General features: G+C 43.7%; 13 protein-coding genes. 1 reads left to right on the top strand and 12 read right to left on the bottom strand.

The features are described from left to right. The 4 genes from WKF69_RS15015 to WKF69_RS15030 form a co-directional block, all read right to left on the bottom strand. Positions 1 to 859: M56 family metallopeptidase (locus WKF69_RS15015; RefSeq protein WP_340382886.1), on the bottom strand; the 859-nt coding region annotated here is incomplete at its 3' end. Positions 860 to 861: 2 nt separating this feature from the next. Next, positions 862 to 1233 carry a BlaI/MecI/CopY family transcriptional regulator gene (locus WKF69_RS15020; RefSeq protein WP_340382887.1) on the bottom strand — a complete coding sequence of 124 codons (372 nt, stop codon included), beginning with the start codon at positions 1231 to 1233 and terminating at the stop codon, positions 862 to 864. Between the two features lie 231 nt (positions 1234 to 1464). Next, entirely contained in the window at positions 1465 to 1914 is a 450-nt protein-coding gene (locus WKF69_RS15025) for a hypothetical protein (RefSeq protein ID WP_340382888.1), read from the bottom strand. A 25-nt stretch (positions 1915 to 1939) separates the two neighbouring features. Then, positions 1940 to 2497, bottom strand: a complete 558-nt coding sequence (locus tag WKF69_RS15030) for a hypothetical protein (RefSeq protein WP_340382889.1) — start codon at positions 2495 to 2497, stop codon at positions 1940 to 1942. A gap of 198 nt (positions 2498 to 2695) precedes the next feature. Here WKF69_RS15030 and WKF69_RS15035 point away from each other — a divergent pair, with 198 nt between their 5' ends. Beyond that, positions 2696 to 4330, top strand: coding sequence for an FMN-binding glutamate synthase family protein (locus tag WKF69_RS15035; protein WP_340382890.1), 1635 nt, complete (start codon positions 2696 to 2698; stop codon positions 4328 to 4330). Here the strand turns inward: WKF69_RS15035 and WKF69_RS15040 are convergent. The 8 genes from WKF69_RS15040 to WKF69_RS15075 all read right to left on the bottom strand — a co-directional run. Then, a complete protein-coding gene (locus WKF69_RS15040; RefSeq protein WP_340382891.1) occupies positions 4323 to 5627 on the bottom strand; it encodes an amidohydrolase family protein in 1305 nt (434 codons plus the stop codon). The two genes, WKF69_RS15035 and WKF69_RS15040, sit on opposite strands and share 8 nt — an antisense overlap. 31 nt (positions 5628 to 5658) lie before the next feature. Continuing rightward, on the bottom strand, positions 5659 to 5838 hold the full coding sequence (locus tag WKF69_RS15045) for a KOW motif-containing protein (protein ID WP_340382892.1): 180 nt from the start codon (positions 5836 to 5838) through the stop codon (positions 5659 to 5661). Positions 5839 to 5895: 57 nt separating this feature from the next. Beyond that, complete coding sequence (locus tag WKF69_RS15050) at positions 5896 to 7626, bottom strand: DUF885 domain-containing protein (protein ID WP_340382893.1); 1731 nt, start codon at positions 7624 to 7626, stop codon at positions 5896 to 5898. A 289-nt stretch (positions 7627 to 7915) separates the two neighbouring features. After that, the gene (locus WKF69_RS15055) at positions 7916 to 8581 is read right to left on the bottom strand and encodes a YdcF family protein (protein ID WP_340382894.1); all 666 of its coding nucleotides are present in this window, start codon (positions 8579 to 8581) and stop codon (positions 7916 to 7918) included. Between the two features lie 39 nt (positions 8582 to 8620). Continuing rightward, positions 8621 to 9235, bottom strand: a complete 615-nt coding sequence (locus WKF69_RS15060) for a hypothetical protein (RefSeq protein WP_340382895.1) — start codon at positions 9233 to 9235, stop codon at positions 8621 to 8623. A gap of 658 nt (positions 9236 to 9893) precedes the next feature. Then, complete coding sequence (locus tag WKF69_RS15065; protein ID WP_340382896.1) at positions 9894 to 11135, bottom strand: hypothetical protein; 1242 nt, start codon at positions 11133 to 11135, stop codon at positions 9894 to 9896. A gap of 49 nt (positions 11136 to 11184) precedes the next feature. Then, a complete protein-coding gene (locus tag WKF69_RS15070; protein WP_340382897.1) occupies positions 11185 to 11523 on the bottom strand; it encodes a hypothetical protein in 339 nt (112 codons plus the stop codon). 503 nt (positions 11524 to 12026) lie between these two features. Further along, the coding region (locus tag WKF69_RS15075; protein ID WP_340382898.1) for a YdeI/OmpD-associated family protein at positions 12027 to 12557 on the bottom strand (531 nt) is incomplete at its 5' end.

Genomic DNA, 12557 nt, shown 5'->3' on the forward strand with positions numbered 1-12557 from the left:
AGTTCTCAGCTACGGGCCTGATAATAACTTCTGATTGAACTGTTGCCGCCGACACGATCAGCATCAGCATAAATAATGGTGCGGAAAACCCGTACTTCCAGAGCCGGGTACTGCGTGATTTAGTTCTATGTAACATAAGAACTCGTCGTTTTAATAATGATTTATTGAAAAAATTATTACTCAAATGAAATGGGTCTACACCCAGGGTGTTGCTGAATAGCAGAAGCGCGTAATCAGATTTGCTTTGCATCAAGCCTGACGCTTCTTCATCTGCAATAAACTCGTGAATATGCCTTATCTCTTTTTTATAGAGATACATTACCGGGTTAAACCAGTTGACTATCGCGGCCAGTTCAATGAAAATAATATCCGCAGAGTGCCATTGGCGCATATGGACATTCTCATGGTCAATGATAGTATCGATTTTGGGCATGTCTTTGTCAACTACCAAAGTTTTAAAGAAGGAGAATGCTGTTCCTTTTGCTGCGGTGAGGTTTGATTTCAACAAGGCAAGCCTTATCAGGAAGCGGACTGTTAAAATAGCAGCACCTGCAGTATAGATCCAGAAAATGGCATCGGCTGCAGTCAGCGAAGAAGCTTCTTCATTTATCCCGACAATTACTGTTTCGTAAATCATCTGCGAAGGGATGATCGCTGCTTCCCGCACTTTTTGGGTGATGAATAGGTCACGAAACCAGTCTGAATTGATAAACGGAATTAAGAACGATAGAAATATGCTCGTGTTCAGGAAGAAGCGGTTCTGTCTGAAGAAGGTTTCATTCCTTAATACCAGTACATAAAAGCCCATAAAGAGGAGCAGGTAAAGGTTGGTCTGGAGAAGATAGTTCAAGCCGTTCATGATCAGGGTTTTTTGAGTTTCTCAATCAATTTAAGAATTTCGTCCGCTTCCTTCAGATCCAGCTTTTTCTCTTTGACAAAAAAAGAAAACATGTTTTCAACTGAATTGTCGAAATATCCGTTCATCAATTTCTCCGTTGCAAAGCTTCTGTATTCTTCAATACTGATAAGAGGAAAGTACCGGTGACTTTTTCCGAAAGCTTCGTGATCTATAAACCCTTTGGTTTCCAGGATGCGGATAATTGTGGATACGGTATTATAAGCCGGTTTTGGCTCAGGCAGCTGATCCACTACGTCTTTTACAAATCCTTTTTCCAAATCCCACAATACCTGCATGATCTGTTCTTCTGCTTTTGTTAATTCCTTTATCTCCATGTAAAATTCTATTTATTGAGCATTCTGTTATACCTGATTAGAATCGGTAATACAAGTTACAACTAACACGTTAGTTATACAACTAATTTGTTAGTTATTTTGGTTTTTTATTATTGCAGGTTTATACACTTATAAAAAAGTTCGATGCCCGAACGATACGAAAAAGCTAGCTTCTTTATATAATTGGAGTACTACGCGTAAAGTTTTGCGCATGTTTGGTCGAACACCCTATTAAGGCATCATCGATGAAATAAAAGGAAAAGCCATCAGCATCACGCAGATTGCTATGATATAAAATAACAATACAACAATCACCAGGATACCCATAAACCGGTAATGAAGTTTAAGGTATTGAAATGCTTTAGTGATCGCTTCCGGGTCATAATCAGTAGGGGCAATTTTTGAATATTTGCCAAACTGGTAGAGATAATAGATAGGTATCCCGTATATGAACATTAGTAATGCGATGGGCAGGAATTGGAATATGGCAGTGTGTCTTATAAGGTCATCCTGGGGAAACCTTGCAGCCATAAAAATAACTCCAACCATACTGAGTAACATAATTCCAATAACTACAAATCCTATAATTGAGAGGAAGCTGCTCCATTTTCGGACGGCGCGGAGATGTTCGATAGCTGTTTGATCTAAAATGATTTGAGCTGTTTGATCTTCTGTTTTCATTAGGTTTTAGATTGTTTAGGTTAATTTATAGGATTATCACTTTGTCGAGATAAATGGAAAGCTTAGCTGTCTTTTCGCCAGAGTAACCATGGCGGACCTCAACTTCATACTGGTCCCCAAAATCTTTTCCTTTGTTCTTGAATTTGGCGCCTAAAAAAGGCCCGACCACAAAAACCTGGTTAGTTTCGTACTCACCATACTCACTAACAGAAATCATTACGTTTTTATATACACCGTGCGTTTCTTCGATTTCAAGGTCGCCCGCGTAGCGGGTGTATAGCCTTATAGATAGTCTGTCGGCCTTCACAATGATCGCTGTATCGACGTCCCCTAATAGCCTGGTTTCGGTACCATGCTTAAGCTTCGTTACTTTTCTTCTGGCGTCGATAGAATCGATGTGTATCCGCTCAAAATCATCGATATAGGGCGCAGCGGCGGCATCAGAACGGTATAGATAAACAGTATCGTGTACGGCTTGTGTAATGGCAGGCACTTCTTTTTTGTCCGGCGATTTATTGCAAGCTGTCACCATTAATAATAACAGGAGGAGAAGGCTGAATGTAAAGCCGGAATGCTGGATCATAGATTTGTTTTGGCTGCTTTAAATAGTTTTAGATATTAAATATAACTTTTTTGCAACTAAGTTATACGCCGAATACTTTAATGACCTCCCGGTACAATGACACAGGAATTACAGATGAAAAGCTGCTTTACTAATTCTAAAGGGAAAAATCCTTACCTTGTGGTTTTGCGCTGGCCTCTCTCATTAAACCGAAATATCATGCGAAAATTTTTCATCATAACTTCCATTACTCTGTTAATCGTGGTATTCTTAATCAGCTTATTCTGGCCGCCTGTGGTTTGGATATTGTTGATTATCCTCCCCGTTATTGTACTTGGTGTTTACGATATCTTTCAGACAAAGCATAGTATTTCACGGAATTTTCCGGTCGCAGGACGAGTTCGTTTTTTGATGGAATCTCTTCGTCCCGGTATACTGCAGTACTTTATAGAAACAAATACAGACGGTCGCCCATTCAGCCGCATAAATCGTTCGCTGGTCTATCAGCGGGCGAAGGCAGTGGATGATACCGTGCCTTTCGGTACACAGCTTAATGTTTACGGCAGTGGTTATTCCTGGTTAAATCACAGTATTGCCGCCATTCATCCGAAAGACCTGAATCAGGATCCGCGCGTACTGGTGGGCGGCCCGGACTGCCTCCAGCCTTATTCAGCAAGCATCTTTAATATATCTGCAATGAGCTTTGGTTCGCTCAGCGAAAACGCTATCCTGGCGCTAAACAGTGGAGCTAAGTTGGGCAACTTTGCACACAATACCGGCGAAGGTGGCTTGAGCGATTATCATCTGCAGCCCGGCGGTGATATTATCTGGCAGGTCGGTACAGGCTACTTCGGATGCCGGAATCAAGATGGAACTTTCAAGGATGATGCTTTCAAGGAACGCGCCCACCTTCCGCAGGTGAAGATGATCGAGATCAAAATTTCGCAGGGTGCTAAACCCGGGCATGGGGGGATATTGCCGGCCCGTAAGGTGACGCCCGAAATTGCACGTATCCGTTTGGTTGCGCCTGGTATAGACGTGATCTCGCCACCTTCGCATACCGAATTCTCTACGCCGATCGAAATGGTGCATTTTATTAAAAAGCTGCGCGACCTGTCGGGAGGAAAACCTATTGGCTTCAAATTATGTGTTGGGAATAAAAGTGAATTCTTTGCGATCTGCAAAGCCATGCAGGAAACCGGCATTTATGCCGACTTTATTACCGTGGATGGGGCGGAGGGTGGTACAGGAGCGGCTCCGCTGGAATTCTCCAACTCGGTCGGTATGCCATTGCGGGATGGACTTGCATTCGTGTATGATGCTCTGAATGGTTTCGGGCTCAAGAAACACATCCGGATCATATCTTCAGGGAAAGTGGCTACAGGTTTTGACCTGGTCAAGAATTTTGCTTTGGGTGCCGATATGTGTAACTCTGCAAGAGGAATGATGTTCGCGCTGGGTTGTATACAGGCATTGGAATGTAATACCAATACATGCCCGACAGGCGTGGCAACACAGGATCCTGCGCTTAGCCAGGGGTTGGTTGTTTCCGATAAGAAAGTCAGAGTTTACAACTATCACAAACAGTCTGTCTTTAGTGCCATTCAACTTATGGGAGCCGCCGGTATCTGCCATCCGGAAGAAATTCAGCGTACTTTTGTTTATCGTCGCGTGGGGCCAAATGAGATTCAGACGCTTGCAGAGACTTATCCGGAAATACCAGAAGGCAGCCTTACACAAACGCCTTATCCGTCGCAGTATGAGCTTGATATGGCGCTGAGCACCTCGGCTACTTTCTTGCCGCAGTTTGGGAACGTGTCGAAAGTGCATCCAAAAGATGCAAGTTCTATCTGACCCATGCACCGTTGATCATTACTTTCACAATGTTGCGAACTGCTTTTATATCCTCCAGGGGATTACCTTTAACCAATACGAGATCCGCTAGTTTGCCTTTTTCGATACTTCCCAGCTGATCTTCTATCCGGAAGAAGCGGGCATTCTCCATCGTGGCCCCAACGATGACTTCGGCCGGACTGATACCGCTCTCGACCCAAAGCTCCATCTCGCGCTGATATGCCCAGCCTTTTTCAGCATATGGGATCATGGAATGAGAGCCAAGGACGAGCTTCACGCCGTTCTTTTTTAGTCTCGCGGTCAAGTTTTTCATGGCATTAAAGCCCTGGATCTTTGTCTTGTCGATAGTGCCCGTTTTTGGTGCCTGGTATTCAAAAGCGCCAAGGGTTGGAGTTACGAACGTGCCACTCTTAACGAGGAAACTTGCAAGGCTGTCGGCCCTCTCACTGCTAACGTTCAGCGTTTCCCACATTTCATAACGCCCTTGCTTGCGGAAATCGTTGTTAGCAAGCATACCCTGCCGGTACCTCTCTGCGTCCCGCTTCGACGTAAGCGACAAGCCGAAAGAGGTGATATGCTCAATGCCGTCCAGCCCGGCTTCAATGGCCTGCCTTGCTTCGGTTATCTCCAGGTGGCCCGTAACTGGCAACCCCCGTTTATGCGCTGCCTCAGTTATAGCTTTGAGCATTCCCGGCGCAATGCGAAAATATATTTTAATAGCCGAGGCACCTTCATCCGCGGCATCATTTACTTGTTTGATCGCTTCACTTTCATCGCGAACCACAAAAGCATCATTTGGATAAGCAGGAGGAGCACCATCCAGATGCGGGCCTGTTAAAAATAAGCGTGGCATTTGCTTACTTGATTTCCTTTCGTCGGCATAAGCCTCTATCCAGGCACCCGGATCCCGTAAAGAGGTAACACCGTTTTGCAGGAACAAAGCCGGCAGATCTTTTACTCTGTCGAGATGAAAGTGCGAATCAATAAACCCGGGAAGAACTGACATTCCCTTCCCCTCAATAATTTCCGCATTATCCGGGATCTTAACCGAGCCCATACGTCCCACGGCATCTATTCGCCCCGCTCTGACTATCACACAGCCATCGCTTATAGCGGCGCCTCCATTGCCGTCGATGACGTTTACATTAGTAATTGCAACCGTGTTTTGTCCCGGGGGAATCTCGTCGTGGTTTACTGGAGTGAGTGTCTTTTTGCCAGCGGAATTTGGCAGGTTTCTGGGCGTAGTACATGAGATAAATACCGCAAAAAGGAAAATTGGTGTCAGGTTAAGTTTCATTATGAGTTCGTTTAAAAATCCCGGTCAGATATTATGAAACAGTTTCAACATTTTTAGCAAGCGTCTTAAATCTTACACCATTATCCTGTACTACCGTAATAGTTATTTGTCCAGTTTTACTGGTATTAATGTCCCTGATAATACCCGACTTGTCTTTATGAGTACCGCCAATAACCTTGCAGTGCGAGCCGTCTATTATTTTATTCTCCATATTATTATTTTTGTCAACAGATCAACTTTCAGTTTTCAGCTTTTCCCAAAGGGATTCCTACGGAACAGCTTTCTTTAACCTCTCCTCAATAAATCGATCCGTTATCTTTTCCAACAGCGATAATGTAACCGACCCATTCGAAAGTATCATATCATGAAAGGCACGAACATCAAAATCTTGCTTAAGCGCGTCTTCCGTTTTCTTTCGCATTTCGCGGATCTTAAGTTCACCGATCTTATAAGCGAGCGCTTGCCCGGGCCAGGATATATATCGGTTAACCTCAGTATTTACTTCCACCAGGGAAAGCGCTGTACGATCTGCAAGGTAGCTTGTTGCCTGCTCTTTCGTCCAGCCTTTTTTATGTAAGCCTACATCAATAACCAGACGACATGCCCGCCACATGTCGTAGGTAAGGCGCCCGAACAAGCTATACGGATCTTTATAAAAACCCATCTCATGTCCTAAATATTCGCCATAAAGGCCCCAGCCTTCGCCAAATGCATTGATATATAAAGTTTTTCGGAAGTCAGGCATGCTATCCAGCTCACGGGCCAGTGATATTTGTAAATGGTGGCCAGGCACCGACTCATGGAGTGTTAATGCTTCCAGAGTATAAAGCGTCCTGCTCGAAAGATTGGTGATATTAACCAGGTAAGTGCCGGGGTTATTGCCGCCGCCGCGGGAATATAATCCCGGTGGCGCAGCAGGCTGAACCATTGGTGTCACCGTATAAGGCAGGCGCGGAAGTTTACCAAACAGCGTTGGCAGCTTGCCGTCTATTTGCTTGGCGATATATGAAGCTTCTCTGAGTAGCTCATCACTTGTTTTGGGATAGAATTTCGGCTCGGTTCTCAGGTAATGGATAAACTCTTTGAACGTTCCCTTAAATCTTACCTGGGCCATAACCTTATTCATTTCAGCCTGGATACGGTCGACTTCCGCCAGTCCGACCTTGTAAATTTCTTCTGAGCTTAAGGATGTCGTAGTATAGTGGCGTACCCGGTCTTCGTAATATGCAGCCCCTTCCGGCAGGACTGACGCCCCAACTGCGGCTCTGGTCTTTTGCAGATATTCAGTCTCAAAAAACTGTTTGATCTTACTGTAACTGGTGATCACATCCTTGCTGATGATCTCCTTTGCTGTCTGCTGATAATTCTGCCACTCTGTTTCGCTGATAGAAAACGGCTTTTTCATTAAAGGCTTCCAGAAGGCAGATTTTTCTACACTATCGACGATGTGCTGCAAATAGGTGCTTTGCAGTTCACTGATGATAACTTTCGGCTGACTTATTCCTAATGACAAACCTGTCTTCATAAGCTTGAGGTTTTCGTCGACATATCTGGGAATATCCTTCAGAAGGGTTATATATTGATCGGCGTCTTTCTTATTGCTTAGTATTTTGTTGCCCTGGCCGGCCAGAGATGTATGGAACCCTTCGTAAGAAATAATTGGATTGAGATACGATTTATACCGGTACCCGGCTAAATTGTCGAGTATATCATGCTGCAAAAGCTCATAGTTGATCTGCTCTTTGAAGGAGAGAGAGTTTTTGTTGATCCTCACCAGCTGTTCATTAAGCTGCTTGTAGAAATTGTTTTCCCGTTGGAATTTATCTTCCGTCTGGAGACGAAGGGGATATTTGCCCGCACTGTCCTTTTGCCATTCCTGCTTCTCAAAGTCTTTTATTTTCTGGAAGAGGGCAGGGATAGGAGTGGAAGTTGTTGTTTGGGCAGATAGAAACGGAGTATAAAGAAAGAGAAAGATGATACTTGCTAGAATGGCTTTCATATCTGGTTTGGGGTTAATCCAAATGTAAAATAATATTTTTTATAAGGCGAAAGTGTCTAAACGCTGTATAGATTAACCGCAGAGTACGCAGAGTACCGGCGCAAAGAGCGCAAAGTTTTTCATAAAGTGATTTGTCGAGGTCGTTTGATTTGATTCCTTCTCTGCGAATCTCTGCGAAACACTCTGCGTGCTCTGCGCCTGCCTACCGCAGGCAGGTTTAAGTATGCGTTTTGCAGTTCTTTACATATTCAACACGGGGGCTTACCCGATATTACGTTGTGTTGAAAACCTACATCAAATGTCCATCGTACCCTCTGTCCACCAAGCTCTCATAAGCCTCCCACACCTCATCCGGTATCTCCTGGTAGACCTGGTACCCTTTTTCCGGATACATCCTGATCCGTTGAAGATCACCAACCATAATGCTGATAACCTTTCCAAGGGATATCTCTGCGGTAGGATAATCATCAAATGATATTTGAGGGGACGTGACGTAAAGGCTCTTGTCCGGCCAATGCTTTTTAAAAGTTGCATAGCTTCTCCGTTCCATATAGGGCTTTTGCACCACGATGAAGCTTTCCGGATCCATGCCCTTTTCCTTCAGCAATTGTTGTGTGAACATAATGTTCTCACCGGTGTTGGTAGATCTATTCTCGATCAATATCGCATCTATCGGTACTCCAAGAGAGATCGCAATTTTTGCAAACTTGTCTGCCTCGGACTCGTCCCAAACGCCTTGTGTGAAGTTTCCAAGCCCACCGGAAAATATCAGAACTGGTGCCAAGCCTTGCAGGTACAATTCCGCACCTCGATCCGCTACACGGGTATCATGGCTGCCTAGAACTAAAATGCAATCAGACTTTTGTATAGTGTGGTTAACGTGGTGATACTCCCACAATTGCTTTGCTAATAGCTTATCTTCTTCGGTGATTTTGTCAGGCGAATTCCGTGTCATGTAGACCTGTGGTTGTTTAGAGAAAAATTGAGAGCGATGTTATTGTTTTAGAAGCTCCTCAATTGCTGGGCCAGCGCCTAATGGATTGTAACCTTTTGCAATGCATGAGCGGCTGACTAATTCGCCCACAAGACCCGAACCATACATATCCGGCACTCCTGCTTTTTTGTAAGTCTCAATGAGCGAGTTAAAATTACCGCTTTTGAAGTAGTCTAAAATACTCTGTGCCTCCGCTTTGGTCGTTACAGTTTTTAAGGTCGAAAGTTCCTTTAAATAGGTTACGCTGAAATACGTGAAAAAAAACATTTCCCTTAGTGCTGAAAAATCGGTTTGATAAGCATCAAGCTCCTGCCTCGTTAACCCCGATCTAAGTGTTAAATAGCCTAATTGTTTGTTATCACTAATTTTAATTACGTGGACTGCATATCTCGTTAGCGGAAAAGGGTCAGTCGTTAGCTGCAATGTGTCCAGTTGTTCCAGTTTCAAAATGGTAAAATCTCCTGTCTTAATTGATTCGATGATTCTATATCGCTTCGCCGGCCGGGCTTGACACGGCTGATTAGTATAGCATTTCAATTTATAAAGGATGTCGTTACCTTGCCTAAGCGTGTTTACTTCAATATCGGCCGTCAAAAAGCTGTAGTCTTGATTCAAAACGACTTTGCTTTGTGAGAAAGCTGAAAAAGGTATCAGAATTAGTAAAAGAAAAGTTTTTAGCATCGATCTGCAGCCAAGTTAGAATTAGAATTTTTAAATCTATCAAAGATAATAAGCAATTCTGTAATCGTCCTCTTATTCCCAAACATGTGCCAGATAAACAATCACGTAACTTGCAATGCAAATGATGCTCCTGTAATTAAATGGATCCAATATGTTTTGCCGCTCTCTGTTGTCAATCATCGAATAGTTGGCAATAGTCCAAAATAAAATAGAAGCTCCAATAAAGCAGCTTGCCTGGAGGAAGACTATTGATCTCCCGGAATAATACACGTTTTTGCGGACGAAGGAAAACGTCCATCAAGGGGTAGAAGAATGAAAAACATGCGTAGAAATCATCAGTCTGTTTACTCACCTTTCATGGTTAGATTACTATTATCTATTTTTCAGATCCGTAAACCGCTCCCCCATAATTTTCACGAAACCGGAAGGTATAAAACCAAGGGCCAGCATTACCCGGTTAAAGACTGAAAAATATCTAAGCAGCCTTTGCCTTTTTGCCTGTGAATGAACCCGGTTAAGGGTTGTGGAAAGACTCATGGGTTTTGAGGTATGAGCTTTAAGCTTTAAGCCTTAAGCTTAAAGCTCAAAGGCCCTATTTAAATCCAAATATTAAAGGGAAAAGGAAGGTCACGATAACAGACCACACAAGATAAACCGGGAGGTACCTCGCGATTACTCTTCCAACGCCGCTGATATCAGTTTTCTTTGAAATCACACCGAAGAGCTGAGTGCTTACCAGGACAAGATTGATCAGAATAAGAATATTTGCGCCCAGGACGGCAGTCCGGTTTGGGGTAAAGCCCATTTCTGAGATCCGGAATACGATGGCAGAAAGTGCAACTCCATTTACTATGATAGTTACTATCGAAAGCAGAAGGAGTATCCACACTTCAGCCTGGCTTTTGCTTGCCTTTGAAGTCTCAGCGACAGAAAAGAAAATAATAGCCATTACTCCAATTAGCAGGGCATTGAAGATCATAAGGAATTCCCTGTCGTTATAAGGGTCTTTTCCTGAATACACCATTGCCACCAGGTAAATTACCAGCATCACTAAAACCAGCGGACTGAATATTTTAGCGATCACAGGAGAAACTTTCCCTACGAGTTGCGGATTTGTTTGTGTAAGGTAGGTTCCAACAATAGGTATCGCGGCAAGCCCGCAGACTGCAATATTCTGAAAATAGAATTTCTCTATATTGAATCCGATAAGAGAGAACAGCCCGACTGTAATACCCGACATGATCAGGCCTGATATCCCGATAAGGGCACAGATGACCACCAGGTCGCCGTTGTACTTTAAAAAGCCAAGTCGCCTTGCCTCGTTATTACCAGTCCCGCCTACATAAGCAAAACCTAATACTGACCATAGGCATAACAGCAGATGGATACATGATAATACCAGGGTGTCAGTTTCCTTTTGGGGAAGCGAATTGATGAAGATCAGGCCCACTAAGGTTGCGCTAAGTATTGCAGCAATCTTTCCTGTCGACAATTTATTCCTCCAGGCAAAATAGAGTGATATTAGCGGGAAAACTATGAAGCCGATGTTCCTCGGATAGAAAAACTCTTCATCTAATGAGAAAATATCAGGCAGCTTCGCAATAAATCCGGCTATCAGTGCAGCGATCACCACAAATACTAGTTCCTGGTTCGAGCCCCAGCTAATCTCTTCTTTTTCAAAGTTCAGCCGTTCGTTCCAGAAGTCAGCGAGTGCATTGCCCTTAAGCTCAGGATATACTGAAGTGAACTCCCTTTTAAAGGCGGCTTTGTTGATCCGGTACATTTGTTCAAGTACTCTCGGATCTTTTTGATGGGCAATTATTTCGTCTCTCATGATTTTAAGATTATAGAATTGTGTGATTGTTTAAGACCGTATTTGCGAATTAATCCCACATAGTTCCATCCAATCCCAATACGATACCCAGCCAAAGGCCGATTATGTAGGCGATAACGCTCAGTATTACAGCAACAGCTCCATTGATTTGGCCTTTAGCCCTCAGCTGGTTCATGAAATAATAGAAAGCGCCGCCTGTTGCACCCGCTAATGAAGTTACAATGAGAGGACGAATCATCCAAAATTTACCCCATGCTGGATTTGAATTATCAGCTCCAAATACAAAAAAAGAGATTACCGCCAAAGCGATCCCCGCACCGATCGTCATCGGAAGAGCCAGCGATCCTGATTCGCTCGCCGGTGTTGTGGTGTTCTGTGTGTGTACCATGATTTTTATTTAATTTAATAAATAGTTTCCAATGCTTGTCTAAAGTACTTTGAAATACAGAGTATAAGGTTAAAAAAATAGTTCGTTCTACTGTTTCTAAAAATAAGCTGCCCGTGAACTGTATTCATATTTGGAAAAGAACTTTGCACTTCAAAGTAAAGGAGAAAGAATGAGATGTGCAAATTTATTTTTAATTAGGTGTGAAGACGCCTATTTTAACGCAGAGGGCACAGAGTGTTTCGCAGAGATCGCAGAGAAAGAATCCAACCAAGCGACCTCAACAAGGACTTTGTGAAAAACTTTGCGTTCTCTGCGCCTGTACTCTGCGTCCTCCGCGCCTGCCTACCGTCAGGCAGGGTTAAACTTCGGTGGGTACGTATCCAGTACTTTAAAGCAGGCCGCAAAGTTTTACGCAAAGGGCGAAGAGGAGCAGCCTTATGCTGTTTTCGGCTGAAGGAAAAAGTAAGTGCCCTTCCGCCGGCATGAGGCGGGCTGAATCGCAATTAGTTTCTAGTTACCAGCGTAAGCAACTTCCCAATCAACACCTTTATCCTTTCCACTCTCGTTTCTTCCCTCTTCGCCGAATAGATCCATTTCACATATTGACGCTGATCGCTTTTACTTAGCTTATTAAATTTATCGTAGGCAACCTCTTCCAGCAGCAAACAATCAATCAATTCATCGGGAATGATGAAAGTCGAATAATCCCGGTATAATAATACCTGCACGTAATCTCCCGCCTGCTTTTTAATCTTTTTCCTGATCTCCGTTTTTACCGGCAGAAAAAGCTTCCCGCCTTTCATAGGAGCCAGACTGTAATCACTCAGCTCATAATCATCAATAGTACCCTTCACTTTAACCCAGCCAAAATTTGCCCGGCTTACATCAGCGGGCTCCGGAACTTCAGCATAGGTCCAGCCACCCTTGCCGGGAAACTTTTGGAGCAGTATTTTCTGATTGACTATTGGCTGTTCCATATGAGATTTTGCCATGGTTGGTTTATGCGTTTCTCCCTCTGTCTCCTCTGCGAAAAA

The sequence above is a fragment of the Daejeonella sp. genome, from assembly GCF_037719425.1.
In the GTDB taxonomy this organism is placed as follows: Bacteria; Bacteroidota; Bacteroidia; order Sphingobacteriales; family Sphingobacteriaceae; genus Daejeonella.

Excerpts from the sequence above, each read along its gene's own strand:
- WKF69_RS15030 (WP_340382889.1), bottom strand. The coding sequence starts at position 2,497 with ATGATCCAGCATTCCGGCTTTACATTCAGCCTTCTCCTCCTGTTATTA.
- WKF69_RS15045 (WP_340382892.1), bottom strand. The coding sequence starts at position 5,838 with ATGGAGAATAAAATAATAGACGGCTCGCACTGCAAGGTTATTGGCGGT.
- WKF69_RS15065 (WP_340382896.1), bottom strand. The coding sequence starts at position 11,135 with ATGAGAGACGAAATAATTGCCCATCAAAAAGATCCGAGAGTACTTGAA.
- WKF69_RS15035 (WP_340382890.1), top strand. The coding sequence starts at position 2,696 with ATGCGAAAATTTTTCATCATAACTTCCATTACTCTGTTAATCGTGGTA.
- WKF69_RS15040 (WP_340382891.1), bottom strand. The coding sequence starts at position 5,627 with ATGAAACTTAACCTGACACCAATTTTCCTTTTTGCGGTATTTATCTCA.
- WKF69_RS15020 (WP_340382887.1), bottom strand. The coding sequence starts at position 1,233 with ATGGAGATAAAGGAATTAACAAAAGCAGAAGAACAGATCATGCAGGTA.
- WKF69_RS15055 (WP_340382894.1), bottom strand. The coding sequence starts at position 8,581 with ATGACACGGAATTCGCCTGACAAAATCACCGAAGAAGATAAGCTATTA.
- WKF69_RS15050 (WP_340382893.1), bottom strand. The coding sequence starts at position 7,626 with ATGAAAGCCATTCTAGCAAGTATCATCTTTCTCTTTCTTTATACTCCG.
- WKF69_RS15025 (WP_340382888.1), bottom strand. The coding sequence starts at position 1,914 with ATGAAAACAGAAGATCAAACAGCTCAAATCATTTTAGATCAAACAGCT.
- WKF69_RS15070 (WP_340382897.1), bottom strand. The coding sequence starts at position 11,523 with ATGGTACACACACAGAACACCACAACACCGGCGAGCGAATCAGGATCG.